At 67.6% G+C, this 26,732-nt stretch carries 27 protein-coding genes; 8 read left to right on the top strand and 19 right to left on the bottom strand.

From position 1 onward, the window contains the following. Positions 1 to 5: 5 nt before the first annotated feature. Positions 6 to 524 (bottom strand): flavin reductase family protein, encoded by a 519-nt coding sequence (locus tag M3330_RS08895; protein WP_006551933.1) that lies wholly within the window; start codon positions 522 to 524, stop codon positions 6 to 8. Positions 525 to 771: 247 nt separating this feature from the next. Between M3330_RS08895 and M3330_RS08890 the strand changes: the two genes are divergently transcribed. After that, positions 772 to 1,377 (top strand): TetR family transcriptional regulator, encoded by a 606-nt coding sequence (locus M3330_RS08890; protein ID WP_039585798.1) that lies wholly within the window; start codon positions 772 to 774, stop codon positions 1,375 to 1,377. Positions 1,378 to 1,447: 70 nt separating this feature from the next. Here the strand turns inward: M3330_RS08890 and M3330_RS08885 are convergent, their stop codons facing one another. Genes M3330_RS08885 through M3330_RS08860 form a run of 6 tightly spaced genes read right to left on the bottom strand, consistent with a single transcriptional unit; the run spans position 1,448 to position 6,398 of the window. Continuing rightward, positions 1,448 to 2,578: an acyl-CoA dehydrogenase family protein gene (locus tag M3330_RS08885; protein WP_039585801.1), complete on the bottom strand. Its 1,131-nt coding sequence runs from the start codon at positions 2,576 to 2,578 to the stop codon at positions 1,448 to 1,450. Position 2,579: 1 nt separating this feature from the next. Then, the gene (locus tag M3330_RS08880; protein ID WP_033096888.1) at positions 2,580 to 3,812 is read right to left on the bottom strand and encodes an acyl-CoA dehydrogenase family protein; all 1,233 of its coding nucleotides are present in this window, start codon (positions 3,810 to 3,812) and stop codon (positions 2,580 to 2,582) included. A gap of 39 nt (positions 3,813 to 3,851) precedes the next feature. Continuing rightward, positions 3,852 to 5,036, bottom strand: coding sequence for a lipid-transfer protein (locus tag M3330_RS08875; protein WP_033096887.1), 1,185 nt, complete (start codon positions 5,034 to 5,036; stop codon positions 3,852 to 3,854). Further along, the gene (locus M3330_RS08870) at positions 5,033 to 5,443 is read right to left on the bottom strand and encodes a MaoC/PaaZ C-terminal domain-containing protein (RefSeq protein WP_200359366.1); all 411 of its coding nucleotides are present in this window, start codon (positions 5,441 to 5,443) and stop codon (positions 5,033 to 5,035) included. Before M3330_RS08870 ends, M3330_RS08875 begins: the two co-directional genes overlap by 4 nt. Then, a complete protein-coding gene (locus tag M3330_RS08865) occupies positions 5,440 to 5,847 on the bottom strand; it encodes a Zn-ribbon domain-containing OB-fold protein (RefSeq protein WP_024102932.1) in 408 nt (135 codons plus the stop codon). Before M3330_RS08865 ends, M3330_RS08870 begins: the two co-directional genes overlap by 4 nt. Further along, on the bottom strand, positions 5,844 to 6,398 hold the full coding sequence (locus M3330_RS08860) for a MaoC family dehydratase N-terminal domain-containing protein (protein ID WP_255028539.1): 555 nt from the start codon (positions 6,396 to 6,398) through the stop codon (positions 5,844 to 5,846). Before M3330_RS08860 ends, M3330_RS08865 begins: the two co-directional genes overlap by 4 nt. Before the next feature lie 194 nt (positions 6,399 to 6,592). Between M3330_RS08860 and M3330_RS08855 the strand changes: the two genes are divergently transcribed. Together M3330_RS08855 and M3330_RS08850 are read left to right on the top strand one after the other, a co-directional pair. Next, positions 6,593 to 7,369 carry an SDR family oxidoreductase gene (locus M3330_RS08855; RefSeq protein ID WP_006551924.1) on the top strand — a complete coding sequence of 259 codons (777 nt, stop codon included), beginning with the start codon at positions 6,593 to 6,595 and terminating at the stop codon, positions 7,367 to 7,369. Then, positions 7,366 to 8,280, top strand: a complete 915-nt coding sequence (locus M3330_RS08850) for an SDR family oxidoreductase (protein WP_024102934.1) — start codon at positions 7,366 to 7,368, stop codon at positions 8,278 to 8,280. Before M3330_RS08855 ends, M3330_RS08850 begins: the two co-directional genes overlap by 4 nt. 58 nt (positions 8,281 to 8,338) lie before the next feature. Here M3330_RS08850 and M3330_RS08845 read toward each other — a convergent pair whose 3' ends face one another. The 3 genes from M3330_RS08845 to M3330_RS08835 all read right to left on the bottom strand — a co-directional run bounded on the left by M3330_RS08845 (position 8,339) and on the right by M3330_RS08835 (position 10,727). Next, on the bottom strand, positions 8,339 to 8,998 hold the full coding sequence (locus M3330_RS08845; RefSeq protein WP_255028538.1) for a GNAT family N-acetyltransferase: 660 nt from the start codon (positions 8,996 to 8,998) through the stop codon (positions 8,339 to 8,341). 90 nt (positions 8,999 to 9,088) lie between these two features. After that, on the bottom strand, positions 9,089 to 9,562 hold the full coding sequence (locus M3330_RS08840) for a nitroreductase family deazaflavin-dependent oxidoreductase (protein WP_255028537.1): 474 nt from the start codon (positions 9,560 to 9,562) through the stop codon (positions 9,089 to 9,091). Between the two features lies 1 nt (position 9,563). Next, the gene (locus M3330_RS08835; RefSeq protein WP_033096885.1) at positions 9,564 to 10,727 is read right to left on the bottom strand and encodes a steroid 3-ketoacyl-CoA thiolase; all 1,164 of its coding nucleotides are present in this window, start codon (positions 10,725 to 10,727) and stop codon (positions 9,564 to 9,566) included. Positions 10,728 to 10,907: 180 nt separating this feature from the next. On the opposite strand from M3330_RS08835, the gene M3330_RS08830 reads away from it, so the two are divergent. Continuing rightward, on the top strand, positions 10,908 to 12,161 hold the full coding sequence (locus M3330_RS08830; protein WP_033096884.1) for a cytochrome P450: 1,254 nt from the start codon (positions 10,908 to 10,910) through the stop codon (positions 12,159 to 12,161). A gap of 82 nt (positions 12,162 to 12,243) precedes the next feature. Here the strand turns inward: M3330_RS08830 and M3330_RS08825 are convergent, their stop codons facing one another. Genes M3330_RS08825 through M3330_RS08795 form a run of 7 tightly spaced genes read right to left on the bottom strand, consistent with a single transcriptional unit; the run spans position 12,244 to position 18,673 of the window. Further along, positions 12,244 to 13,509 carry a hypothetical protein gene (locus M3330_RS08825; RefSeq protein ID WP_255028536.1) on the bottom strand — a complete coding sequence of 422 codons (1,266 nt, stop codon included), beginning with the start codon at positions 13,507 to 13,509 and terminating at the stop codon, positions 12,244 to 12,246. A gap of 60 nt (positions 13,510 to 13,569) precedes the next feature. After that, a complete protein-coding gene (locus M3330_RS08820) occupies positions 13,570 to 14,142 on the bottom strand; it encodes an NTP transferase domain-containing protein (protein WP_016931884.1) in 573 nt (190 codons plus the stop codon). A gap of 9 nt (positions 14,143 to 14,151) precedes the next feature. Then, positions 14,152 to 14,565, bottom strand: a complete 414-nt coding sequence (locus M3330_RS08815) for a nuclear transport factor 2 family protein (protein WP_006551916.1) — start codon at positions 14,563 to 14,565, stop codon at positions 14,152 to 14,154. Next, positions 14,562 to 15,443, bottom strand: a complete 882-nt coding sequence (locus tag M3330_RS08810; protein WP_006551915.1) for a TIGR03619 family F420-dependent LLM class oxidoreductase — start codon at positions 15,441 to 15,443, stop codon at positions 14,562 to 14,564. Before M3330_RS08810 ends, M3330_RS08815 begins: the two co-directional genes overlap by 4 nt. 8 nt (positions 15,444 to 15,451) lie before the next feature. After that, positions 15,452 to 16,627, bottom strand: a complete 1,176-nt coding sequence (locus M3330_RS08805; RefSeq protein ID WP_006551914.1) for a thiolase domain-containing protein — start codon at positions 16,625 to 16,627, stop codon at positions 15,452 to 15,454. After that, complete coding sequence (locus M3330_RS08800) at positions 16,627 to 17,688, bottom strand: thiolase domain-containing protein (RefSeq protein ID WP_019290103.1); 1,062 nt, start codon at positions 17,686 to 17,688, stop codon at positions 16,627 to 16,629. The genes M3330_RS08805 and M3330_RS08800 overlap by 1 nt, the downstream gene beginning before the upstream one ends. Before the next feature lie 13 nt (positions 17,689 to 17,701). Further along, entirely contained in the window at positions 17,702 to 18,673 is a 972-nt protein-coding gene (locus tag M3330_RS08795; RefSeq protein ID WP_255028535.1) for a Zn-ribbon domain-containing OB-fold protein, read from the bottom strand. Positions 18,674 to 18,763: 90 nt separating this feature from the next. On the opposite strand from M3330_RS08795, the gene M3330_RS08790 reads away from it, so the two are divergent. Beyond that, entirely contained in the window at positions 18,764 to 19,801 is a 1,038-nt protein-coding gene (locus tag M3330_RS08790; protein ID WP_255028534.1) for an LLM class F420-dependent oxidoreductase, read from the top strand. 20 nt (positions 19,802 to 19,821) lie between these two features. On the opposite strand, the gene M3330_RS08785 is transcribed toward M3330_RS08790, so the two are convergent. Both M3330_RS08785 and M3330_RS08780 read right to left on the bottom strand, forming a co-directional pair. Further along, on the bottom strand, positions 19,822 to 21,351 hold the full coding sequence (locus M3330_RS08785; RefSeq protein ID WP_255028533.1) for an AMP-binding protein: 1,530 nt from the start codon (positions 21,349 to 21,351) through the stop codon (positions 19,822 to 19,824). Positions 21,352 to 21,492: 141 nt separating this feature from the next. Beyond that, complete coding sequence (locus M3330_RS08780; RefSeq protein WP_232333431.1) at positions 21,493 to 22,380, bottom strand: crotonase/enoyl-CoA hydratase family protein; 888 nt, start codon at positions 22,378 to 22,380, stop codon at positions 21,493 to 21,495. 45 nt (positions 22,381 to 22,425) lie between these two features. Between M3330_RS08780 and M3330_RS08775 the strand changes: the two genes are divergently transcribed. The 3 genes from M3330_RS08775 to M3330_RS08765 all read left to right on the top strand — a co-directional run bounded on the left by M3330_RS08775 (position 22,426) and on the right by M3330_RS08765 (position 26,711). Next, on the top strand, positions 22,426 to 24,093 hold the full coding sequence (locus M3330_RS08775) for an acyl-CoA synthetase (protein WP_255028532.1): 1,668 nt from the start codon (positions 22,426 to 22,428) through the stop codon (positions 24,091 to 24,093). 8 nt (positions 24,094 to 24,101) lie between these two features. After that, complete coding sequence (locus M3330_RS08770) at positions 24,102 to 25,214, top strand: nitronate monooxygenase family protein (protein WP_024102947.1); 1,113 nt, start codon at positions 24,102 to 24,104, stop codon at positions 25,212 to 25,214. A gap of 276 nt (positions 25,215 to 25,490) precedes the next feature. Continuing rightward, positions 25,491 to 26,711 carry a CaiB/BaiF CoA-transferase family protein gene (locus tag M3330_RS08765; RefSeq protein ID WP_230809667.1) on the top strand — a complete coding sequence of 407 codons (1,221 nt, stop codon included), beginning with the start codon at positions 25,491 to 25,493 and terminating at the stop codon, positions 26,709 to 26,711. Positions 26,712 to 26,732: the final 21 nt, after the last annotated feature.

Genomic DNA, 26,732 nt, shown 5'->3' with positions numbered 1-26,732 from the left:
CGGAGTTACCGCGCGTCGAGCCCGAACGCCCCGCGGTAGAACACCATCGGACTCCGGTCGCCGACGCACTCCAGTTCGGCGACCCGGCCGATGACGACGTCGTGATCACCCGCGACGTGCACGTCCTCCACCGATGCGTGCACCCGCAGCAGGACATCCGGCAGCGACGGAGTGTCCCAGCGGGACAATTCCCAGTGGAGACCGTCGAACTTCGGACCGCGGCTCGACCCGAAACGCGCGCACAGATCACTCTGGTCGGCACCGAGCACGTTGACGGTGAACCGGCCGACGCGGCGGATCCGCGGCCACGCGCGCCCGCGGTGATCCGCGCAGAACAACACGAGGGGCGGTTCGAGCGAGACCGACGCGAACGACTGGCATGCGAAGCCGGTGGGCCCGTCCTCGTCGAGACCGGTCACGACGGTGACGCCGCTCGCGAACCGTCCCATGGCACGTCGCATCTCGTCGGGGCCCGGCAGTTCGATCCTGTGGTCGGTGTCGCGGGTCGGTATCCGGGTCTGCATGTGGCTCACTCCGATTCGATCGTGGAGGTCGACTCCGACCGTCCTTCTCCGACTCCGACGTTACGGCCCGAGAAAGTCGGGACGGACCGGCTTCTCGCTCAGTGGACGCTCGGATCCGATGCCGTCCCAGCACGACGTCCGGTGCCCGTGCTCCCACCGTTCGGGACCGTGGACGATCCGCGATGCGACAATCTGCCGGGCGGTTCGGTGCAGAATCGACGGGTCGTCATCGTGGAAAGGGGGACCGGTGCCCAGAATCGGTAAGGCGCGGGACGGAGCCGAGCCGACCTCGGTCGAACAACGGCGACGCCATGTGCGGATCCTCGAGGCTGCAGCGCGGCTGGGGTCCGAGCACGAATTGGCCCGCGTGCAGATGACCGAGGTGGCGAAGAACGCCGAGGTCGCGATCGGCACCCTGTACCGGTACTTTCCGTCGAAGACGCACCTGTTCGTGGCGTTGCTGCTCCACCGGCTCGAGCTCGGCGCCGACCGGTTGCCCGAACGGAAACCGGGGACGAGCGCGCGCGAGGCGATCACCGAGACGCTCGTCGAGATGACCCGCCGGTTCGTCGACCGACCACGCCTGGCCTCCGCGATGTTGCTGTCCAACAGCACCGCCCCGGCCTCGGTGGTTCCGGACTCCACCGAGGTGAGGCGGACGTTCCACCGAATCCTGTTCGAGAGGGCAGGCCTCGACGAGCCGACAGAGGAGGATCGCAACGCCGTGCGGCTGCTGTCGATGTTGTGGTCCGGACTGCTGGTGACCTATCTCAACGGCGGAGCGACCCTCGAGGAGACCGAGGCCGATGTGCGGAGGAGCTGCGACCTGCTGCTCGCGCACCTGTCGGAGTAGGGCACCGGAAACGACGCGAGTCCCCCTCCGCGGTCTGCGGAGAAGGACTCACGTCATCGGTGCGAGAAGACTATCCGGCCGCACCGATCGGGGGTGCGGTGTCCAGGACGTCCCCGAGGGCAGCTGCCGTCGCGTCGGCGCCGCCGAAGGTGAACGCAAGCTGCCGGCCCCACAGGAAGTAGCGGTGGATGGGGTAGTCGATGTCGGCGCCGATGCCGCCGTGCAGGTGCTGGCCGGTCAAGCCCACCCGCACACCGCCGCGGGACGCCCACCACTTGGCGACCAGGGCCGCGGAGTCGGCTTCGTCCTCGCGTCCGACGTCGATCAACCACGCGGCCTTCCGCACCGTGAGTCGGATCGCTTCGGTGTCGAGGTAGGCATCGGCCGCGCGCAATGCGACAGCCTGATTCGTCGACAGCGGGCGGCCGAACTGTACGCGCGCGGACGTGTACTTCGCCGTTGCCCGCAGCGTCTCCTCGCACACCCCGAGCTGAACGGCTGCCAGAGCGATGCGGATACGACGACGGGTCCAGGTCGCGATCTCCTCACCGTCACCGGGCAGGACGTCCTCGGCTCCGATGTGCACGTCCGTGAAGCGCACCGCGGCTTCGGCGCCACGTCCGGTCACGGCGACCGGGACGGCCTCGACGCCGGTCGCGTCCACCGGTGCGACCACCACGGCGACCGAGTCGTCGTCGCAGCGGACCGGGACGACGACGCCGGCGATGATGGGAGCCCACGGAACGGACGGAATCTCACCGCTGATGACGAGATCGTCGCCCTTGCGGATCGCTGTCACCGTGGGGCTCGCGCCGGGGGTGTCGTCGAATGCGCCGGTCAGGACGACCGACCCGTCGATGAGCTTCGGAACGTAACGCTCGACCTGGGTTTCCGTGCCGAACTGTGCGAGCGGAAGAGCCGCACCGGCCACGGTGGACCACACGGGAACGGGTGCGACGCGGCGGCCCTGCTGCTGCAGGATCGTCGTGAGCCCGAGCATGCCCATGCCGGCGCCGCCGACGGACTCGGGCAGAGCGAGTCCGAGGATCCCGGCGTCGGCGAGTGCCTGCCACAGGGTGGCGTCGAAACCGCCCTCCTTGCGCTCCACCTCGACCACACGCTCGACCTTGGCCAGCGAACCGAAGACCTGCGACGCGAGGTCCTCGACCGCGATCAGGTCGTCATCGAGTTCGAATTCCATGTCAGCTCCTCGTCTCGGCCGGCGTCTTCACCGCAGCCTGTGCCGTCGCGTCGGGGCGCCTACGGGCGCCCAGGGTCATTCCGAGGGTCTTCGCCGCCACGATCTCGCGCATCACCTCGTTGCTGCCACCACCGAAGGTGTTGTTCTGCGCGCGTCGACCGAGCGCTTCGACGCGGCCTTCGATCACGGCGCCGTGGCTACCGGGACGCAGCAGACCGCGGGCGCCGAGCACCTCCTGCAACATTCCGTAGGCCGCGACGACACCCTCGGTTCCGAACACCTTCGCTGCGGCGGAGTCGCCACCGTCGAGGGTGTTGGCCGCGATGTCCGACACCAGGCGCAGGTTCACGAGGTCGGCTGCCGACAGCAGCGCGTAGACCTCGGCGAGAGTCGAACGCACCCACGGGACGTCGAACAGCACACCGGGGCCGAAGGGCTCCTGCTTCGCCCAGGCGAGGACCTCGTCGTACATCTCGTTGGCGATGCCACCGCGGGCGGCCAGCGCGACACGCTCGTGGTTGAGCTGGCTCGTGATGAGGGTCCAGCCGCCGTTGAGCTCGCCGACGACGTTGCTCAGCGGAACGCGGATGTTCTCGTAGTACGTGACCGCTGTGCTGATTCCGCCGACGGTCTGGATCTCGGTGGCGGAGAAGCCCGGCGACGAGGTCGGCACGAGCACGACCGAGATCCCCTTGTGGCGAGGCGCGTCCGGATCGGTGCGCACGGCGAGCCAGATCCAGTCGGCGAAGATGGCCGAACTCGTGAACAGCTTGTTGCCGTCGATGACGAGTTCGTCACCGTAGATGCGTGCCCGCGTCTGAAGTGCAGCGAGGTCGGTGCCGGCACCGGGCTCGGTGTACCCGATTGCGAACTTCAGTTCACCCGTGAGGATCTTGGGAAGGAAGAAGTCCTTCTGCTCCTGCGTGCCGTACTTCATCAGTGCGGGGGCGACGGTGTTGAGCGTGACCAGCGAGACCGGCGCGCCGGCGCGGATCGTCTCGTCGTAGAAGACGTACAGCGCCTCGGGATCCTCCCCTCGTCCGCCGTACTCCTCGGGCCACCCCAGACCGAGCCAGCCGTCGGCGCCCATCTGCCGGTAGATCTTGTCGAAGACCGGTCCACCCTCGGTCTGATCGACCAGGGCGCGTCGATCGTCGTCGTCGATGATGCGGGCGAAATACTCCCGCAGTTCGGTGCGCAGCCGCCGTGACTTGTCGGACAGCTCGGGATGCATGTGGTCTCCTGAGAGGTGGTCGGGGCCCGGGTTGCGGGCCTAACGGTCGGCCGAGAGGACGATCGCGCTGTGCGGCACCGGCGATCCGCCCGTGACGAGCACGTTGTCGAGTGTCTTCGCCGGCTGGTTCACGGAGGTGCCGCGGATGAGCCGGACGCCTTCGGCGATGCCGTTGACGCCGTGGATGTAGCCTTCGCCGAGCTGACCGCCGTGGGTGTTGATCGGCAGTCGCCCGTCCACCTCGAGGTTGCCGTCGGCGATGAAGTCCTTCGCCTCACCGTGACCGCAGAAGCCGTACTCCTCGAGCTGGAGCAGGACCATCGGGGTGAAGGCGTCGTACAGGATCGCGGCGTCGATACCTTCGGGACCGAAGCCGGCCTGTGCCCACATCTGCCGGGCGACGAGTTCGACCTCGGGCATCGCGTCGATGTCCTCGCGGTAGTAGCTGCTCATCGAGATCTGCTGAGGACCGACACCCTGCGCTGCAGCGGTGATGATCGCCGGCGGGTGCGGAAGATCCCGTGCGCGTCCGGCACTCACGATGACCAGTGCCTGTCCGCCGTCGCTCTCCTGGCAGCAGTCCAGCAGACGCAGCGGGTCGGCGAGCATCCGCGAGTTCTGGTGGTCGTCGAGAGTGATGGGCCGCTCGTAGAACCAGGCCTTGGGGTTGTTCGCCGCGTGCTTGCGCGAGAGCACCGAGATCTGCCCGAAGTCCGCGCTGGTCGCCCCGTACTTGTGCATGTAGGTGCGGGCCAGGAAGGCCTCCTGCTGAGCGGGAGTGAGCAGGCCGTACGGGTTGATCCAGTTCCGGTATTCCTGGTCGGTGTTCGAGTTGTATGCGAAGGGCGGCGGCCCGGCGCCGAAACGGTGACCCGAGCGCTCGTTGAAGGCGCGGTAGACGACCACGACGTCGGCGACACCGCTCGAGACGGCCAGTGCGGCTTGCTGCACGGGTGCGCAGGCGCCGCCACCGCCGTGCGGGATCCGGCTGAAGAACTTCAATTCCGGGATGCCGAGCGCGCGGGCGACGGCGATCTCGGGGTTGGTCTCCATGGTGAACAGCGCGAAGCCGTCGACCTCTTCGACGCCGATCTGCGCGTCATCGAGAGCGGCGAGGACCGACTCGCACGCGAGTTGCCATTCGCTGCGGCCGGAGTTCTTGGAGAACTCGGTGGCTCCGATACCGGCGATGGCGGCGGCTCCGGAGAAGCCCTTGACGGTCATCGGCTCTTCCTCTCGTACGGCTCCACCACGACCTCCGCGGTGACGTGGACGCCTCTGCTGTTGCGGCCCTGCACCTTCAGGGTGACGGTCGCGCCGTCGACGGCGGTCACCTCACCGTTCATGTGCATGGGGTCGCCGGGGAAGCAGGGCACGCCCAGGCGCAGCGACGCGCGGCGCACCCGCGCCGACGGTCCGGTCCAGTCGGTGACGTACCGGTCGACGAAACCGTTGGTGGCATTGATACTCATGAAGACGTCCGGTGTGCCGCGTCCGAGTGCGGCGTCCGGGTCGTGGTGCACATCCTCGAAATCCTGCGACGCGATCGCGGTAGCCACGATGGTGGTGCGATCCATAGGCAGGGCGAGTTGGGGAAGTTCCTGTCCGACAGTGCATTCGGCGAGGTTCATGCGTCTCCTCCGGGCTTGCGCAGCTGAGGCAGGATCTCGCCGTGTGCGTGCTCGGCGAATCCCACCTCGAGTTCCATGCCGATCTCGAGGGTGTCGTGGTCGACGCCCGCGATGTCGGCGACGATGCGGATCCCCTCGTCGAGGTCGATCAGTCCGACGGCGAGCGGGTACTCGAAGGCCGGATCCTGCGGGTGGTGAATGACCGTCCAGCTGTGAAGCGTTCCGCGCCGTGAGGATTCGACGGTCTTCCATTCGAACGAGCGGCACGCGGGGCATGCCGGGCCCGGAGGATGGCGCAGAGTGCCGCACTCGCTGCACTGCTGGATCTCGAGTCGGCCCTCACGGACGGCGTCGAACCAGAACTGGTTGTCCTGGGTGATGGTGAGCCGGGGGACGGCGGTCATCGCGTCTCCTTGTCGGTGTTCGGGTTGAACCGGAGCATCCGGAAGCGTTCCTCGGCGACGACTTCGCCGTTCTGGTCCTCGTAGCGCTTGTACAGCGTGAAGAATCGGCCGTCGCCGAGACCCGTTCGCTTGACCTCGGATACGGACTCGATCGTGTAGTGGGCGGTGATGTGGTCGCCCGGGACGAGTTCGCGGTGGTAGTCCTGCTCGACGTTCGTCGCGACGACGGAGGTGAAACCCTCCCGATCGAGGTCGGCAAGCATCCGGGAGTATGCGAAGTCCTCCACGACGTCCTCGGCGCGCTTGCGCTGCACGTCACGCCAGCGGCGGTAGCCGGCCATGATCCAGGTGGAGATCATGGCGGGCGGGCACACGACGGAGTCGCGTCCGGTCTCGCGCGCGGCCTCGGCGTCGACGTAGATCGGGTTGAAGTCGTCGTGGGCCTCGACCCAGTTGCGGATCATGGCGTCGTTGACGGCGTATCGGGCCACGCGGGGTGGTTCGGCCACCTGCCCGACGTACTTCTCGTAATCCTGCTCGACGGTCTGCATGGCCCAGTCACTCCTCTTCGACGCGCGCGTTCGTCGTCACGCTAAGTGGGGCCGACAAGCGAGTTCCCGTGATTCCCACTGAGCAGGAGCAGTGGCGGGGTGAGGGGGAGCCGGTACCAAACCAAGCGATTGCTTGGTAAGTTGTCGACGTGAGACCCGCGCATCCCGCGGGATGAATGACGTGGAGGCAGCGAATGGATCTGGGACTCGACGGCGCGGTCGTGCTCGTCACCGGGGGAATACGGGGAGTCGGTGCAGGCATCACCAGGGTGTTCCTGCGTGCCGGTGCGACCGTCGTGACGTGCGCTCGCAACGAGCCCGAACAGCCTCTCGAGGTGGACGGGCGGACCGCGGAGTTCCTGACGTGCGACGTCCGCGATGCCGATCAGGTGGCCGCGCTGATCGAGACCATCGTCGACCGCCACGGGCGGCTCGACGCCGTGGTGAACAATGCCGGCGGGTCACCGTACGCGCTGGCAGCCGATGCCAGCCCGAAGTTCCACGCCAAGATCGTGGAACTGAACCTGCTGTCCCCGCTGCTGGTCGCGCAGGCCGCCAACGCGGTGATGCAGAAGCAGGACACCGGCGGCTCGATCGTCAACATCTCGAGCGTGAGCGGATCCCGCCCCTCGCCGGGCACCGCGGCATATGGTGCGGCCAAGGCAGGCGTCGACAGCCTCGCACAGTCGCTCGCCGTCGAGTGGGCCCCGAAGGTACGGGTGAACTCGGTGGTGGTCGGCCTGGTCGAAACCGAACAGTCGCACCTGTTCTACGGAGACAAGGCCGGCGTCGCCGCAGTCGGCGAGACCGTTCCGCTGGGACGGCTGGCCCAGCCCGAAGATATCGGCCACTGCGCCGCATTCCTGGCCTCTCCGCTGTCGGCCTACGTCAGCGGATCGACATTGACCGTCCACGGCGGCGGTGAACGCCCTGCCTACATGGCAGCGGCCGAAACGAAGGAGACGAAGTGAGTGGACTGATGGACGGGCGCGTCGTCATCGTGACCGGCGCCGGACGCGGCCTCGGTCGCGCGCATGCCCTGGCATTCGCCGCGGAGGGTGCGAAGGTCGTCGTCAACGACATCGGTGTCGGCAGTGACGGAACCGCCACGGGGGAGAGCCCCGGTGAGCTGGTCGTCGAGGAGATCCGTGCGGCCGGGGGAGAGGCCGCCGTCAACGGCGACGACGTCGCCGACTGGGCCGGCGCCGAGAACCTCGTCAGGACCGCCCTCGACAACTTCGGCCGGCTCGACGTGCTCGTCAACAACGCCGGATTCCTGCGCGACCGCATGCTCGCCAACATGAGCGAAGAGGAGTGGGACGCGGTCATCCGCGTGCACCTCAAGGGGCACTTCGCGCCGATGCGTCACGCCATGACCTACTGGCGCGCCGAGGCCAAGGCCGGCAACCCCGTCGACGCCCGCATCATCAACACCAGCTCGGGTGCCGGCCTGATGGGCAGCATCGGCCAGGGCAACTACGCCGCCGCCAAGGCCGGTATCGCGACGCTCACGATCCAGGCCGCAGCCGAATTCGGCCGCTACGGGGTAACCGTCAACGCGATCGCACCCTCGGCGCGCACCCGCATGACCGTCGGGGCCGGTGGCGCGATGGCCGAGATGATGGCCGCACCCGAAGAGGGTTTCGACGCCATGGCGCCGGAGAACGTCTCGCCGCTGGTCGTGTGGCTCGGCAGTGCCGAAGCGAAGGACGTGACCGGTCGCGTGTTCGAGGCCGAGGGCGGCAAGGTGTCGCTGGCCGACGGGTGGCGCCACGGTGAGGCGATCGACAAGGGCGACCGTTGGGATCCGAAGGAACTCGGTCCCGTCGTCGAGAAGCTGATCGCAGCGTCGCAGCCGCCGACGCCGGTCTACGGAGCGTGATGTCCCCGCGCGTTTCCGGTGGTCATCACCGGAAACGCGCACGGACGGCGTCGCCGCTCTAGGCGGGCGTGCGGACGATGAGGGTGGAGCCGGGGAAGTAGGCAGCGAGTTCGGAACGTGCCTGCTTGAGCGTGGCGGTGCCGTAACCCTGCTTGCGGAACTCGGGATGCACCCAGATCCGCACCTCGACCTCGTTGCCGGTCAGCTCGCCGAACGCGAACCCGATGGCCTTCGGCTCGTCGCCCGAAAGATCTTCGGCCACAAGCCACATGCCGGACTCGTCGTCCATCAGCTCGCTGCCGCGCTGCCGCTCGGATTCGACCTGTTCGTCGCTGTCGTCACCCAGCTGGTCGGCGCAGCGCTGCTTGAACAGCGCCGTGTCGGCCGCGCTGTGGGAAATGGGCCGCAACCGGAAATGCGCGCCGGTCGCGTACGGACGCGCCGCCGTCGTCCACTGCAGCACCGTATCGAGATCGTCGAGTTCTTCACGGATCTTCTTCCGCTCCGCCTGGGTCAGACGGCGGAACGGAAGGTTCAGCACGGCCTCCGCGCAGAACTCGTCGGTGTCGAGCAGCGAGGCGAGCTTCGCGACCGCGTCGCCCCGATCCTTGCTCTCGACGATCACGTCGAGCACCTCGTGGCGTCGTTCGAGCGCCCGGAGCAGCGCGGCCGCGATTTCCCGCCGGTCGAGCACCTTGTCGTGATCGGTGGTTTCCATCGTGCGACATCCCTTCGTCGAGAACCTGGACGTACGAGACTCAGTATTCCCGCACGGGACCGTCCCGGCGAGCCGTGCCGGGCGGGACGCTCACTCGCACACGACGACGGGAATCACACGGTCGGTCCACGACTGGTAGTTGTCGAAGTCCGGGTACATCGCCGTCAGACGTGGCCAGTAGGCCGCTCGTTCCTCGTCGCTCGCGACCCGCGCCCGCATGGTCCGGATGCGCGACTTGATCTGCACCGTGGTCTCCGGGTTCGCCTGGATGTTGCGGAACCACAAGGGGTGCTTGGGCAGTCCTCCCTGGGAGGCGACGAGGACCACCTTGTCGCCGTCCTCGAGGAACAGCAGCGGGACCGTTCGCGGTTGCCCGGTCTTCCGCCCGATCGTGGTCACCAGGCACACCGGGATGCCCCACGGGAAGGCGTTTCCCACGCGCCACTTCCCGCCGATGCGACCGCCGGTCGCCCGGTACGCCGCGACGTTGAACCGCGACATCCACTTGATGATCGAGATCGTGGCCTTCGAGTCGAGGCCCTTCGGCGCCGCTTCGGTGCCCATGTCAGATGCGCTCGATGATGGTGCCCGTCGCCAGCGCTCCACCGGCGCACATCGAGATCAGAGCGGTCGACGCGTCACGCCGCTCGAGCTCGTGCAGCGCGGTGGTGATGAGGCGGGAGCCGGTGGATCCGACGGGGTGGCCGAGCGCGATCGCGCCACCGTTGACGTTGACCTTGTCCATGTCGGGTCCGTGCACCTGGGCCCAGGACAGCAGCACCGACGCGAACGCCTCGTTGACCTCGAACAGGTCGAGATCGCCGACGCTCATGCCCGCCTTCTCGAGAACCTTCGCGGTGGCCTGGACCGGGCCGTCGAGGTGGAACTCGGGTTCGGCGCCGACGAGAGCCTGCGCGACGATCCGCGCCCGCGGCTTCAGTCCGAGTGCCTTCGCGCGGTCGGAATCCATGAGCAGCACGGCCGCGGCTCCGTCGGAGATCTGCGACGAGGTGCCGGCGGTGTGGATGCCACCCTCGAGCACGGGCTTCAGCTTCGCCAGCGACTCGGCCGACGTCTCGCGCAGACCCTGGTCGCGGGTGACGGTCGCCTTCTCGCCGGTGCGGTTGCCCTCCTTGTCGACGACGGGTGCGACGACCGGCAGCACCTCGCGGTCGAACCGGCCCTCGTCCCAGGCCTGCTTCGCGAGCTGCTGTGAGCGCACGCCGAGTGCGTCGACGTCCTCGCGGGTGATGCCGCGGCGCCGCGCGATGCGTTCGGCGGCCTCGAACTGGTTGGGCATGTCGATGCTCCAGGACTCCGGCCGGCGCGGGCCCGCCTGGTCGCCGACGTTGGCGCCGAGGGGCACCTGGGTCATCGCCTCGATGCCGCAGGCGATGCCCACGTCGATGGCGCCGGTGGCGATGAGGCCTGCGATGAGGTGATTGGCCTGCTGCGCCGATCCGCACTGGGCGTCGATGGTGGTCGCGCCGACCTGCCAGGGCAGCCCCGCGTTGAGCCATGCGGTGCGGGTGATGTTGTTGGACTGGGCGCCCGCCTGGGTGACGCAGCCACCGATGACCTGTTCGACGAGCTCGGCGTCGATGCCGGCGCGTTCGACGAGTCCGGCCTGGACGGCGCCCAGGATCTCGGCAGCGTGCAGGCCCGCGAGCCATCCACCCCGCTTGCCGATCGGGGTCCGTGCGGCCTCGACGATGACTGGTGTGCCCACTTCGGGCTCCTTTCTCCTACGTTCTTCGCAAAATAGAACAGGTTTCTCCGAGAGGCAACAGAACTCGATTATCCACGGGACGTGCAGATCTCTTGGTCGCGCGGCGCGCCTGTGTTTGAATGGTTCTAGAACGTGTTACAAATCACGCGAGCGGTACTCGCCAGGGCAGGAGAGATATCAGTGGCGCAGCCGAACATCCCCGAAGACATCGACTTCACCGACCCCGATCTGTACGCAGACCGTATGCCGTTCGAAGAGTTCGCGGAACTGCGTAAGACGGCACCGGTGTGGTGGAACAAGAAGTCTCCCGACGTCGGTGGTTTCCACGACGAGGGTTTCTGGGTTGTCTCCCGGCACGAGGAGGTCCGAGAGGTCTCCCGCCGGAGCGACGTGTTCTCCAACTGGGAGAACACTGCGATTCCGCGGTTCAACGACGACATTCCTCGTGAGGCCGTCGAGCTGCAACGTCACGTCCTGCTCAACAAGGACGCCCCCGAGCACACCAAGCTGCGCAAACTCGTCGCCCGAGGCTTCACGCCCCGTGCGATCAACGGCCTGCGCGACGAGCTCGACCGTCGCTCCAAGATGATCGTCCAGGAGGCCTGCCAGGCCGGTCGGGGCGACTTCGTCACGCAGATCGCCGCGGAACTGCCGCTGCAGGCCATCGCCGACCTCATCGGTGTGCCGCAGGAGGATCGCGCCAAGCTCTTCGAGTGGTCCAACCAGATGACGGGCTACGACGATCCGGACAACACCGCCGATCCGGCGGCAGCGTCCATGGAAGTCCTCGGGTACGCCTACCAGATGGCCGCGGCCCGCAAGGAGAACCCGGCCGACGACATCGTCACCACCCTCATCGAGGCCGACATCGACGGTGACGAACTCGCTCCCGAGGAGTTCGGCTTCTTCTTCATCGTGCTCGCGGTGGCCGGCAACGAGACCACCCGCAACGCGATCACCCACGGCATGGCGGCGTTCCTCGACAATCCGGAGCAGTGGGAGATCTTCAAGCGCGACCGGCCGAAGACCGCCGCCGACGAGATCATCCGCTGGGCCACCCCGGTCACGTCGTTCCAGCGCACCGCCCTCGAGGACACCGAACTCGGCGGGCAGACGATCAAGAAGGGCGATCGCGTCGTCATGCTGTACGCGTCGGCCAACAACGACGAAGAAGTGTTCGACAACCCCCGCGAGTTCGACATCCTTCGTGATCCCAACCCGCACCTGGCATTCGGTGGAACGGGCGCGCACTACTGCCTGGGCGCGAACCTCGCGCGTATGGAGATCGACCTGATCTTCAACGCGATCGCCGATCACATCCCGGACATCACGAAGATCGGCGACCCGCACCGTCTGCGGTCGGGCTGGCTCAACGGCATCAAGGAATTCCAGGTCGACTACAAGACCTCGGGTGGGTGCCCGGTCCAGCACTGACCGAACCGAACACCGACCGAACCGAACATCGAGGTCCCCGGCCGCCCCTGCGCGCCCGGGGACCTCGCACATCCCGTGTCGTCTACAGGACCTCGGACCTGCGGCCGATCCACCACATCGCGGCCCCCGCCGCGAGCACACCGGCTACCGATACACCGGTCGTGAGAACCGTCCACGAGTCCGGCGTCCACCCGGACGGAGAATCGGTGAGAGGCGTGTAGGCGGTCCATCCGAATCGGGTGAGCAGAGGCAACGCCATCACGGCGGGCAGCGAGAAGGACGCGGCGGTGACTGCGCTCGTCGACGGTAGTGCCGCGCTGATCGTGTACGCGGCTGCCACCGGAAGAACGAAGAAGGTCGCCAGGAGGTGGACGTTGTCCCAGGGCGCACGAGTGAAGATCGCCGTGATCGTGACGAACGCGAGCACGCCCACTCCGGCCGTCGGCCTCGGCGCGCGACGGCCCAGCCACGCGCCGACGGCGGCGAGCACGACCATCACGGCCGGCAGGAACCATCCGCCGGGAATCCACGAGGGAGCGGTACCCGCGGCGACGGCCACCGCGAAGGCGGCGAGCAGGACCGCTCCGCTTCTCTCGCGCAGCCACAGGGCAGCACCGATCACGAGTGGGACAGCGACGATGCCCCACAGCCATCGCCCGTTCCCGCCGGGACTCGCATCCGGAGACCACACGGCACTGTGAAGAGACCGATACAGCACGACGGCGACGAGCGGTAGGCCGATACCGACCACCGTTTCCCTCACATCCCATCGTCGTTCGTCGACCGAATCGGGAGCACCGGCACGCATCACGAGAGCCGCTGTTGCCACCGCGATGACAGTCACCGAGAGAACCGTCCACACTGTGTTGGCGGGCTGCGCCGACACCTCGAGGTACACGGCGCTTCCGGACGAGGAGGCCGCGAACTCCCGGTATTCCGCGACGGGTTCCGCGGTGAGCAGCGCGGCAACGACGCCACCGGTCATCACCGCGGGGAGCCGGGTGCCCGCAGTTCGGGCGCAGCAGACGACGAGGGCACCGAGCACCAGGCCTGCACCGACCGCCGAGACGTACATGCCGAACCGCCACGCACCCGGCAGGGCGACGACCGCCACGAGTGCGGCTCCGGCCACGACGGCGCCGAGCGCGCCCACCCGGTGGCGTAACCACAGCGCGATCGACGCGGCGACGAGCGCTCCCGTGGCAGACGCGGTGATACCCGAAGTCTCCACGGCACCGAAACCGAACCCGGTATCGAGTGGATAGGTGTCGACGCTCGGCGCGGCGAGGACGGTTCCGGCGGTGAAACTGCCGACGGCTGCGAGTGCGTAGAGAATCCAGGAGGGCACCCCCTACCTTCTCCGAGCGGTCACCGGGACGCGGCGCCGACACGCCGGGCGACGATGCGATCAGGTCAGGCGGCGAAGATCCTCGGGGGTATCGACGTCTCCGGGGTCGGCGAGCCCGGTGCAGTCGAGACGCCGCACGCGTTCACGATTGCGGGCGAGGAAGGACCGCGCGCCCTCGTCGCCGGTGGCGTCGGCGGCGGCGCCCAGCGCATCGGCGATGTCGAAGACCACCGGGTGACCGGGGTGATCTCCGAAGACGGGGAGCGTCACCGTCCCCGTGTGGTGCACATCCAGGAGATGGCGGACCAATTCGGCTGTGATGCCGGGAAAATCGACGACGGTGAGCGCAACCCTCTGGTGGGCTCGTGCCGCGTCGACCCCGCGGCGCAGGGATGTCGACATGCCGACGGTCCAGTCGGGGTTGTAGACCGTTGTCGCTCCGGTAGGGCACGCGGCGGCCACATCGTCGCCGAATGCGCCCACGACCACGATCACGTCGTCACAACCACCTTCGAGCAGTGCCTCGACGACGGTATGCAGCAGGGGACGGCCGCGGTGGGGGAGCAGCGCTTTCGCCCGTCCGCCCAGTCGCGAGCCGTCCCCTGCCGCAAGAACGATCCCGGCTGTGCCCATGGCCCGACTCTACGAGACGGGGCGCACGGTTTTCATCGCGCGGTCCACTTCCCAGAACGCACGCAGCGAGACGATCCTCCCGTCGTCGTCCACGCGGTAGACGAACACGCCCTCCGCATCGATCAGATTGCCTGCCATCGTCGTACGGATAGTGCCGATGTTGACGCATTCGTCGCCGCAGACCAGCACGTCGTCGACGAGGAATTCGAGCTTGTCGGTGTTCGCGATGGTCATGTCGTAGAACTTCGCGATCGCCTCGGCACCGTGATGCCCCTTGCCCTCGGGATCGAAGCCGGACGGACCCACCGGATCCTCGACGCACGCGTTCTCCGCGAACAGCGCGAGCCACTCGTCCTTGCGTTTCCCGCTCGCCGCCGCCTGCGACGCCTTCGCTGCGATACGCGCCGGGTGTTCCTCGCTCATGCGGCATCCCTTCCGGGAATGTACTTGTCGGCGAACTTCCGCAGCGATTCCTGCTTCGCCTCGAGCGGGGAGTCGAAACCGTGGCCGTCGAAGATCCACGGCACCACGATGATGTCGGTGACCCCGGCGTCGGCCAGTTCGGCGTAACCGGAACCACCGAACCTGTCGACACACACCGTCTGGATCTCGAACGGCAGGTTGCTGCGGCCGTACTCGGCCCGCAATTCGCGCAGTCGGGTGATGACCCCGACCAGATCGTCGAACCCGATCATCGCCGACGTCCAACCGTCACCGACCCGGGCCGCACGACGCAGTGCCACCTCGGTGTGCCCACCGACGTAGAGCGGTACCGGTGCGGTGGGCGCGGGACTCATCTGCAGCCGGTCGAAGTCGTAGAACTCGCCGTGATGTTCGACCATGCCGCCGTCGAGGATCAGCTTCAGAACGTCGATCATCTCGTCGACGCGCTTGCCGCGCTTCGCGTAGGGCACACCGCACCACTCGAATTCTTCCGGCGCCCAGCCGATTCCGACACCCAGTCCGAACCGGTTCCCGGTGAGGTTCGCAACGGATCCGACCTGCCGCGCCAGCAGCACCGGATTGCGGGAGCCGAGCTTGAGCACCTGGGTGTAGAACCGGATCGTCGACGTGCTCGCCGCCATCGACGCCGCGGCGATGAGCGGATCCACCCAGGGGGTGTCGGGCGTCCACATCCGCGAACCGTCGGGGGTGTACGGATAGTCGACCGTCTGCTTCTCCATGTAGAACAGGGAGTCGGGCAGTGCGATCGAGGTGTATCCGCACTCCTCGGCGGTCTGCGCGATGCCGGTGAGCTGGTCGAGTGGGGTCATCGCGACCCCGACGGTGAACGAGACCATGATGCCTCCTAATTCGTGGGCCGGTCGGAGCCCACCACCCACATGGAGAAGTACTGGGATCCACCGCCGTAGGCATGTCCGAGTGCCTTGCGGGCGCCGTCGACCTGGTGATCTCCCGCCGTGCCCATCACCTGGATCGCGGCTTCGGCGAACCGGATCATGCCCGATGCCCCGATGGGGTTGGAGCAGAGCACGCCGCCGGACATGTTGACCGGAAGCCGACCGCCGATCGCCGTCTCGCCGGCCTCGGTGAGTTTCCACCCCGACCCCTCGGACGCGAAACCGAGGTTCTCGAGCCACATCGGCTCGAACCACGAGAACGGCACGTAGATCTCGGCGCAGTCGATCTCGCCGAGCGGATCGGTGATACCGGCCTGCTTCCACAGTGCTGCGGCAGCGACCCGTCCGGCCTCCGGATTCACCTGATCGCGCCCGGCGTAGGTGGTGGGTTCGGTGCGCATCGCCGTGGCATGGATCCACGCCACCCGGCGGCCGGCCTGCTCGGCGGCCTTCGCGGTGTCCTCGTCGCCGAGCACGACCGCGCACGCACCGTCGGACGACGGGCACGTCTCGTCGTACCGGATCGGATCCCACAGCATCTGCGAGGCCTGCACCTTCTCGAGGGTGATCTCGGGCTGCTTCAGATGCGCGTACGGATTCTTCGCGCCGTTGAGGCGGTCCTTGACCGCGACCATCGCCCCGATGTGCTCGGGCGCACCGGACCGGCGGATGTACGAACGGACGTGCGGCGCGAAGTAGCCGCCCGCGCCGGCACCGACCGGCATGGTGAACGGGACCGGTGTGGACAGCGCCCACATCGCGTTCGACTCGGACTGCTTCTCCCAGGCCACCGCGAGTACCCGGCGGTGCACGCCGGCCTGGACGAGGCTTGCCGCGACGTTCGCCGTCGAGCCCCCGACGGACCCGGCGGTGTGCACGCGCAGCATCGGCTTGCCCGTGGCGCCGATGGCGTCGACCATCGACAGTTCGGGCATCATGACGCCCTCGAACAGGTCGGGGGCCTTGCCGATCACCACGGCGTCGATGTCGTCCCAGCCCACCTGGGCGTCCGTCATGGCGCGGTCGATCGCCTCGCGGACGAGGCCGGACATCGACACGTCGTGCCGCTTGGCGACGTAATGGGTCTGCCCGGTTCCGAGGACAGCTGCGGGTTGCTTCGCCATCAGTTGCGTCCCTCCAGAACGGCTACCAGATTCTGTTGCAGCACAGCACCGCTCGTCGCGTGCGCGAGTGCACGTCCGGCCGTGCCGTCCATGATCGCCTGCGCTGCGTAACCGATGCGCTCGAGACCGCCGGAGAACATCGGGTTGCCCGTCAGCGGCCCACCGGACGGGTTGATCGTCGTCGACTCGCCCAGGCCGATCGCCTCGCGCAGGATGAGTTCCTGGTGCGTGAACGGTGCATGCAACTCGGCGACGTCGAAGGCGGTGTCCCCGCCGGTGACGGCCTGCGCTGCGGCCCGGGTCGAGGGTGAGACGGTCAGATCGAGTGCGCCGAAGTTCGGTGAATCGGTGCGATGCTCGATCCCGGTGATCCACGCCGGGTTCTCGCACAGCTCGCGCGCCCGGTCGCCGGTCGCGAGGACGATCGCGGCCGCGCCGTCGGTGACGGGGGCGCAGTCGTGCTTGCGCAACGGGTCGGCGATGTACGGCTGGGCGAGCAGTTCGTCGATGTCGAAGTCGCCGGAGAGTTGCGCCTTGGGATTGTCCTTGGCGGCGGCGCGGCTACGGACCGCGACCTCCGCCATCTCGCGGTCGGTCCACTTACCGGATTCGAGACCCAGGCGGGCCTGCAGGCCCGCGAGCGAGACGGAGTCGACGCCCAGAGGGGCCACGAGGTACGGATCGAGCTGCAGGGACAGGGTTCGGCGCAGAGTGCCGGCCGAGGACTTGCCGAAGCCGTACACGAGGGCGGTGTCGACCTCACCCGTGATGAGCTTGACCCACGCCTCGTAGAGCGCCCAGGCCGCATCCATCTCGACGTGCGATTCGTTGATGGGCGGGACGGCGCCGATCGCATCGATCGCCGAGATGAACGAGAATGCTCGTCCGGCAAGGTAATCGGAGGAACCCGAACACCAGAAACCGATGTCGGACTTGGTGATGCCGAGCTTGCCGTACAGCTCCTGGAAACACGGGACGAGCATCTCGACGCCGTTGGTGGTGCCGAACGTCTCGCGCACGTGCGGAGCGTGCGCGAAGCCGACGACTGCGATGTCTGTCATGTGTCCGCCGCTCTCAGAGGTGGTGTTCGAAGGTGTCGTAGTCGGCGTCGGGTTCGCCGGTGGGACGGAAGTACTCGATGTTGCGCAGCGTGTGATCCCACTCCTCGCGAGGACGCCATTTCGCTTCGACACGCATGCCCATCCGCACCTCGGACGCATCGCATTCGAGGATCAGGTGCAGGAACGGGATGTCGGCACCGTCGAGCAGTACGTAGGCGGCGACATAGGGCGGCTCGATCTGCTGGCCGAGGAACGGCACGTTCACGATGCAGAAGGTGGTGACGATGCCCTTGTCGGACACTTCCACGGGTTCCTTCGTCGGTACACCGTCGGTGGGGCTCGCACCGCGCGGGGGCACGTAGACCTTCCCGCCCGGGCCGGTGCGGCCACCGATGATCCTGCCGTCCTTCAACCCTCGCAGGTACCAGGATTCCTCGGGGGAGGCGGAGTGCCGGTAGTCCAGGTCGACGGGAGTGGTGATCATCGTGACCGGATCACCCTCGGCCGCTGCGACGGTGATCGTCGCCTCGCCGGGTTCGAACGCCTCGATGTCGTGGATGTCGCCGGTGCGCTCGGCCGCCCAGCGCACGCGCACACGCAGACCCGTCGCGATCTCGTCCGGCGACGCGACGTCGACCGCGTGTAGCAGCGTCGTGTCGGCTCCGTCGAGGCGGATCAGCGCCCATGCGAACGGCCGGTCGAAGGGCTGTCCGGGCAACGGCTCGGCGTTCCACGTCCAGCTCACCACGGTGCCGGTCTGCCCGACCTCGACGAAATCGGTGAGCGGTTCATGGGTGACCGCGTCGAATTCGGGGGGCGGGACGAGGGTCCGTCCGTCGGATCCGCGCGCGCCGAGAATGCGGCCGTCGCGCAGCCCGGTGACGAAGGCTCCGACGGTCGGCCCGGTGGATCGTGTGTAGTCGAACTTCAGATTCAGCGGTGCGCTCAGCGGTGGCTCGGCAACCGCGCTCTTTCCCAGGCTCACAATTTCGAGTAGAACAGGTTCTAGTGGTGCTGGCAAGAGCGGCACGCGAACTGCACCTCGCCACAATTCGTCCGACAGGAAAGGCGTCCAATGAAACTGGGACTGCAACTCGGTTACTGGGGTGCCCAGCCACCTCCGAACGCGCCGGAACTTGTTGCTGCGGCCGAGGCCGAAGGATTCGACGCCGTCTTCGCTGCCGAATCGTGGGGGTCCGACGCATTCACTCCTCTCGCCTGGTGGGGTTCGTCCACCGAACGGGTGCGGCTCGGCACGTCCGTCGTGCAGATCTCCGCGCGTACTCCGACGAGTTGCGCGATGCACGCGCTCACGCTCGATCACCTCTCGGGTGGCCGGCACATCCTCGGCCTCGGCGTCTCGGGGCCACAGGTGGTGGAGGGCTGGTACGGGCAACCGTTCGCCAAGCCCCTCGCACGGACCCGCGAGTACGTCGACGTGATCCGCAAGGTGCTCGCGCGCGAAGCGCCGGTGACCGGCGACGGACCGCACTTCCCGCTGCCCTACGCAGGCACCGGATCCACCGGGCTCGGTAAACCGCTCAAGCCCATCACGCATCCGCTGCGGTCGGACATCCCGATCTGGATCGGTGCCGAAGGTCCGAAGAACGTCGCGCTCACCGCCGAGATCGCCGACGGCTGGCTCGCGATCTACTACACCCCGCGCCTGGCGCCGATGTACGACGAGTGGCTCGACGAGGGGTTCGCCCGGCCGGGCGCCCGGCGCACCCGCGAGGACTTCGAGATCGCGGCGACCTGCCAGGTGGTGATCACGGACGACCGCGCAGGGACGATCGCCGCGATGAAACCGGTGACGGCACTGTACGTCGGGGGAATGGGCGCGCCGGAGTTGAACTTCCACGCGCAGGTCTACCGGCGGATGGGATACGAGGCCGTGGTCGACGAGGTGACCGCGCTGTTCCGTGCCGGCCGTAAGGACGAGGCGGCGGCAGTGATCCCGGACGAGATGGTCACCGAGACGATGATCGCCGGGAACGCCGACGAGGTACGCGAGGGTGTGAAGCGCTGGGAGGCGGCCGGCGTGACGATGCTGCTGGTCGGTTGTCGCGATGTCGACCAGGTGCGCACGATCGCCGAGGTGGTGCTGCGCTAGATGCCGCCGCGGGCGGGGCGTCAGGAGGCGTAGGCCGCCTTCAGCTTGCCCTTCACCAGCTTGCCCGTGGGGGTGCGGGGCAGTTCGTCGACGAAGTCCACCGACCGCGGCACCTTGAAGTGGGCGACCCGCTCGCGGACGTACGCGATGAGGTCGTCGGCGAGATCGGGTGATGTGGCGGCACCGGACGACACCTGCACGACGGCCTTGACCTCCTCGCCCATCTCCGGATGGGGTACGCCGATGACGGCGACGTCCTCGACGGCCGGGTGCAGGGCGAGCACGTTCTCGATCTCCTGCGGATAGATGTTCACTCCGCCGGAGATGATCGTGAACGACTTGCGGTCGGTCAGATACAGATAACCGTCCTCGTCGAGGTAACCGAGGTCGCCGACCGTGGTCCATGTGGGATGCTCGGGATGCTGCGACGCCGCGGTCTTCTCGGGATCGTTGTGGTACGAGAACGGAACCTTCTCGTACTCGAGGTAGATGGTCCCCACCTCACCGGCCGGGAGTTCCCGCCCTTCCTCGTCGCAGATGTGCGCGGGCCCGAGCACGCTCTTGCCGACCGAACCCGGGTGTTCGAGCCATTCCTGGCTGTTGATGAACGTGATCCCGTTGGCCTCGGTGGAGCTGTAGTACTCGTAGATCACCGGTCCGAGCCAGTCGATCATCGACCGCTTGACCTCCGGCGGGCACGGCGCGGCGGCGTGGACGAGCACGCGCAGACTCGACAGGTCGTGGCGGGCACGGATCTCGTCGTCGAGCTTGAGCATGCGGACGAACATCGTCGGCACCATCTGCCCGGCGGTGATCTTGTGCTCCTCGATGTGCCGGAGCGCGGTCTCGGCGTCGAACTTCTCGGCCAGGACCACCGTGCCGCCGAGCGCGTGGATCGCCCCACCCCAGCGCAGAGGCGCTGCGTGATAGATCGGGGCGGGGGAGTAGTAGACGTCGGAGTCGGTGAGGCCGAAGAGGAACTGCGCCACCGTCACCAGCGGCTCACCGGGTTCGTCGACGCGACGTTCCGGGAGATCCGGCTGGATTCCCTTGGGGAAGCCCGTGGTTCCGGACGAGTACAGCATGATGGCGCCGCACGGTTCCTCCTCGAGCCGCGGACCGGCCCCGGCAAGGGCGTCCTCGTACGACTCGAAACCGCGCACGGCGCCGCCGAACGCGAGTCGCGCGGAACCGATCGTGACCTTCTCGCCGACCTGTTCGGAAAGCTCACCCAGCGTCGTCGAGACGATCAGGGCCTTCGCGCCGCTGTCCTCGACGATGTACGCCACCTCGCCGGCGGTGAGGTGGCTGTTGACCGCCGTGATGTACAGCCCGGACCGCATTGCGGCCCAGAACACCTCGAATGCCTCCGGCCGGTTGTCGGTGAGGAGGGCGACGACGTCGCCGGGGCGGAGCCCGGCATCGTGCAGCACTCGGGCGAGCGCCGCTGACCGGTCGTCGAGTTCGCGGTAGGTCAGGCTCCGGCCACTGTCGGCCAGGACGACGGCGAGTTTGTCCGGGGCGGTTCGGGCGTGCACTCCTGGATACATGGGGGCTCCTCATTGCCTCGACATCGCCTCGACGAACACTGTGATCTTGTGGTCTGGATCACGGCCGACAATGTAGCAGAGCTAAGGAGATGGTTGTGACCGTGCTCTCACGGGTGGGAGTGCGGTCCACAGTGGCGCAGGTCAGGAACCCGAGAACTTCGGGGCACGCTTCTCCGCGAACGCCCGCGGCCCCTCCTTGGCGTCGGCGCTCTTGAAGACGGCGGCGCCCAGTTCGGCGTCGATCCGGAACGCCTCCTCCTCGTGCAGACCTTCCGCGTCGCGGATGGTCCGGAGGATGGCCTGCACGGCGACCGGGCCGTTGTTCGCGATCGTCTCGGCGATCTCGAGGGCCTTGTCGAGTGCGGTGCCGTCGGGGACGACGTAGCCGATGAGCCCGATCTCCTTGGCCTCGGCGGCCTTGATGTGGCGGCCCGTGAGCAGGATGTCGGCGGCGATCGTGTACGGGATCTGCCGGACGAGGCGCACGGCGGATCCGCCGAGCGGGAACAATCCCCACTTCGCCTCGGAGACGCCGAATTTCGCGCTCTCGCCGGCGACACGGATGTCGGTGCCCTGCAGGATCTCGGTGCCACCGGCGATGGCGGCACCCTCGACGGCCGCGATGAGTGGCTTCGTCAGACGGCGGCCCTTCAGTAGTGCGGGGAGCCGACTGAGATCCCACCCACCGCCGTTGCTCCGCTCGCCCTGCTCGAACTTGTCTCCGGGAGGCGCTGCATTCATGGCCTTGAGATCGGCACCCGCGCAGAACGCTCCACCGGCGCCGGTGAGGATCGCGACGCGGATCTCGGGATCGTTGTCGACGCGATCCCAGGCCTCGTTCATGATCGCCATCATTTCGCCGGACAGCGCATTTCGTGCCTCGGGGCGGTTGAGAGTGACGATCAGAACGTGGCCGCGTTGCTCGACGAGGCAATGCGGTGCGCGGGACGAAATGTCCGAATCGGCTGCGCCGGGGGCTTCGGTAGCGGACACTGGCGGGACTCCTCGCAGGATTGTGAACTGGATCATATTCAGGTCTTGTCAGAAACGGTAACACGTTCTACTTTTGTCAGCGTGGCCCTAAACATCGCAGACCTCGTCGAACACGCAATCGACCTCGTTCCCGAGCGCGTCGCGCTGGCCTCGGACGGACGTGAGGTCACCTACGCACAGCTGGAGGAACGAGCCAACCGACTTGCTCATTACCTGCGCGAACAAGGTGTGAAGCCGGGCGACAAGGTCGGCATCTACTCGCGCAACACCATCGAGGCCGTAGAGGCGATGATCGCGGTCTTCAAGATCCGCGCGATCATGATCAACGTCAACTACCGCTATGTCGAGAACGAGTTGCAGTACATCTTCGACAACTCCGACATGGTCGCGCTCGTCCACGAACGTCGCTACTCCGACAAGGTCGCGAACGTCCTGCCGAACACTCCGCTGGTGAAGACCGTCGTGGTGGTCGAGGACGGCACCGACGTCGACTTCTCGGCCTATAGCGGCATCGAATACGAAGCGGCACTGGCGCAGAGCAACCCGGAACGCGACTTCGAAGACCGCAGCGCCGACGACATCTACATGCTCTACACCGGCGGCACCACCGGTCACCCCAAGGGCGTGATGTGGCGTCACGAGGACGTGTGGCGCGTCCTCGGCGGCGGTATCAACTTCATGACCGGGGAATGGGTCAAGGACGAATGGCAGCTGGCGAAGGAGGGCGCCGAGAATCCCGGTCTCGTGCGCTATCCCATCCCGCCGATGATCCACGGTGGCGCCCAGTGGGCGCTGTTCCAGTCGTTGTTCAGCGGCGGCAAGGTCGTCATGCACCCCGAGTTCTCGGGCCACGAGGTGTGGCGCATCATCGACGACCACAAGGTCAACGTCATCTTCATCACCGGCGACGCCATGGCCCGCCCCATGCTCGACGCACTGGAGGAGGACAACCCGGCCACCGGTCAGCCCTACGACCTCTCGACCCTGTTCGCCATGGCATCGAGTGCGGCCCTGTTCTCCCCGTCCATCAAGGACCGTTTCCTCGACCTGCTGCCCGGCAAGATCATCACCGACTCCATCGGCTCGTCCGAGACCGGCTTCGGTGGCATCGGCATCGCCGAGAAGGGCAAGACCCTCGGCGGCGGCCCCACGGTGAAGATCGACGAGTCGACCACCGTCCTCGACGACGACGGCAACCCGATCGAACCGGGTTCCGGAAAGGTCGGCATGGTCGCGCGCACCGGCAACATCCCGCTCGGCTACTACAAGGACGAAGCCAAGACCAAGGCGACCTTCCGCGAGTACAACGGGATCCGCTACTCGATCCCCGGTGACTACGCGCGCGTCGAGGGTGACGGCACCGTCACAATGCTCGGCCGCGGTTCGGTCTCGATCAACAGCGGCGGCGAGAAGGTCTACCCCGAAGAGGTCGAGGGCGCACTCAAGCAGCACCCGGCGGTCTTCGACGCCCTGGTGGTCGGTGTGCCGGACGAGCGCTTCGGCGAGCGGGTCTGCGCCGTCGTCGCCCTGCGCGAGGGCGAGCAGACGACGCTCGACGAACTCATGACGACGGCACGGTCGAAGATCGCAGGGTACAAGGTGCCGCGCGCGGTGTGGTTCGTCGACGAGATCAAGCGGTCGCCGGCCGGCAAGCCCGACTACCGGTGGGCCAAGGACCAGACCGGATTGCGTCCGGCCGACGAGGTCTACAACAACGGCGACGGCAACGGCGCCGCGGCGACGGGATAGAAGGACGCATGCAAACCGGCCTCAGCAAGAAGTTCGGTATCGAGTATCCGATCTTCGGATTCACGCCTTCCGAACACGTCGCGGCGGCGATCAGCCGCGCGGGTGGACTCGGTGTCCTCGGGTGTGTGCGGTTCAACGACCCGGAGGAACTCGACGCCGTCCTGACCTGGATGGACGAGAACACCGACGGCAAACCGTACGGCGTCGACATCGTGATGCCCGCCAAGGTGCCCACCGAGGGCACCGCGGTGGACCTCGACAAACTGATCCCCGCCGAACACCGTGCCTTCGTCAACCGCACGCTCGAAGAACTCGGTGTGCCGCCGCTGTCCGACGACGTCGGCAAGGCGAGCGGTGTTCTGGGCTGGCTGCATTCGGTCGCGCGTTCGCACGTCGACGTGGCACTCGCACACCGGCCCGCCCTGATCGCCAACGCCCTGGGGTCGCCGCCGAAGGACGTCATCGACCTCGCGCACGAGAAGGGAGTGCCGGTCGCGGCACTCGCGGGTGCGGTCGAGCACGCGAAGCGGCACGTCGAGAACGGTGTCGACATCGTGATCGCGCAGGGCTACGAGGCCGGCGGGCACACGGGTGAGATCGCATCGATGGTGCTGTGGCCCGAAATCGTCGACGCGCTCGGCGATTCCGCGGCAGTGCTCGCCGCCGGTGGTGTGGGATCGGGACGGCAGGTCGCGGCGGCGCTGGCCCTCGGCGCCTCCGGTGTGTGGATGGGTTCGTACTGGCTCACCACCTCGGAGTACAAACTCGGGGCGGCCGCGCACGGTCCGTCGTCGATCCAGCGCGCGTTGCTCGGAGCGAGCTCGTCCGACACCGTGCGGTCGCGGATCTATTCGGGAAAGCCCGCGCGTCTGCTCAAGACCAAGTGGACGGAGGCCTGGTCGAAACCCGGTGCGCCCGAACCGCTGCCGATGCCGCTACAGAACATCCTGGTGAGCGAGGCGCATCAGCGCATGTCGGCGGCCGATGACCCCGAGGCCGTCGCGATGCCGGTCGGGCAGGTGGTGGGGCGGATGAACGAGATCCGTCCCGTCGCGGAGATCATGGCCGACCTCGTGCGGGGCTACGACGAGGCCGTCGATCGGCTGAACGAGGCGCGATAGGACCACAGTGGTGGGGTGGCAGGTGCCCGGGGTGGAGTGATCCGCCCCGGGCACCGTCCCTTTCCGGGATCTGCGTCGGCCGGGGTGTCGCCGGACAGGGGGGGCAGCAGCGGTCGGGGGTGGGGGTCGACGGCTGAGGTGTGTCCGATCCGGCACTACCCTGGGGTGGACGTGACGCGAGCGGTACCGGTCGTGAACCGCACCGCAGCGGACTCGAAGCGTTCACCGAGGAGGAGGCCGTTCACCTCGGTTACCGAGCAGAGGACGGAAGACGCAGTGACACAGGCCGAGTCGCAGGCAACCGGAGCGCTCACGGACATCAGGGTGCTCGAACTGGGCACCCTGATCGCCGGGCCGTATGCAGGACGCCTGCTCGGCGACATGGGCGCCGACGTCATCAAGATCGAGGACCCGAAGCGGCCCGACCCGCTCCGCACCTGGGGGCAGGGCGAACGGGACGGGCACCGCTTCTTCTGGACGGTGCACGCCCGCAACAAGCGGTGCATCACCCTCGATCTGCGGGCGCCCGACGGGCAGGAACTGTTCCGGCGTCTCGTCGCCGAGTCCGACGTGGTGGTCGAGAACTTCCGTCCCGGCACGCTCGAGAAGTGGGGGCTCGGCTACGACCTGCTCTCCGAGATCAATCCGGGCATCGTGCTGGCTCGCGTCTCCGGATACGGGCAGACCGGTCCCAAGGCCGGGCAGGCCGGCTACGCGTCCGTGGCCGAGGCTGAGAGCGGTCTGCGGCACCTGAACGGCTATCCCGGGCAGGCGCCCCCGCGACTCGCGCTCTCCCTGGGCGACTCCCTCGCCGGGATGTTCGCCGTGCAGGGCATCCTCGCCGCGCTGCTCGGCCGCGAACGGACCGGACGCGGGCAGGTCGTCGACGTGGCGCTCACCGAGGCGTGCCTCGCGATCCAGGAATCGGTGATCCCCGACTACGACGTCGCAGGCGTCGTCCGCGGCCCCTCCGGCACCCGGCTCGAGGGCATCGCCCCGTCGAACCTGTACCGGACGTCCGACGACATGTGGATCGTCATCGCCGCCAACCAGGACACCGTCTTCCGTCGCCTGTGCGCGGCGATGGAGCGCCCCGAGCTCGCCGACGACCCGCGCTTCGCCGACCACCTCGCGCGCGGCGTGAACCAGGACGAGCTCGACGCCCTCATCGGCGAGTGGGCGGCGACGTGGACGCTCGACGACCTGCTGGCGCACCTGTCGTCGTCGGGTGTGGTGTCCGGGCCGGTGAACACCGTCGCGGAGGTCGTCGCCGATCCGCAGTTCCAGGCACGGGACATGATCGTTCCGCATCACGACGAGCGCACCGGCGCAGACGTACTCGGCCCCGGTGTGGTGCCGACGCTCACCGGGACGCCGGGTTCGGTGCGTCGTGCCGGCCCGCCCGTCGCGGGATACGACAACGCGGCGGTCTACGGCGAGATCCTCGGACTGAGCGACATCGAGCAGAAGGAACTGCGCGAGCGCGGAATCATCTGAGGTACGCAACGCGAGGCGAAG

This window comes from Rhodococcus sp. GA1, assembly GCF_024321955.1.
GTDB lineage: Bacteria > Actinomycetota > Actinomycetes > Mycobacteriales > Mycobacteriaceae > Rhodococcus > Rhodococcus pyridinivorans.
The sequence above is the reverse complement of the archived record's forward strand: the minus strand, read 5'-3'. Positions and strand labels throughout refer to the sequence as shown.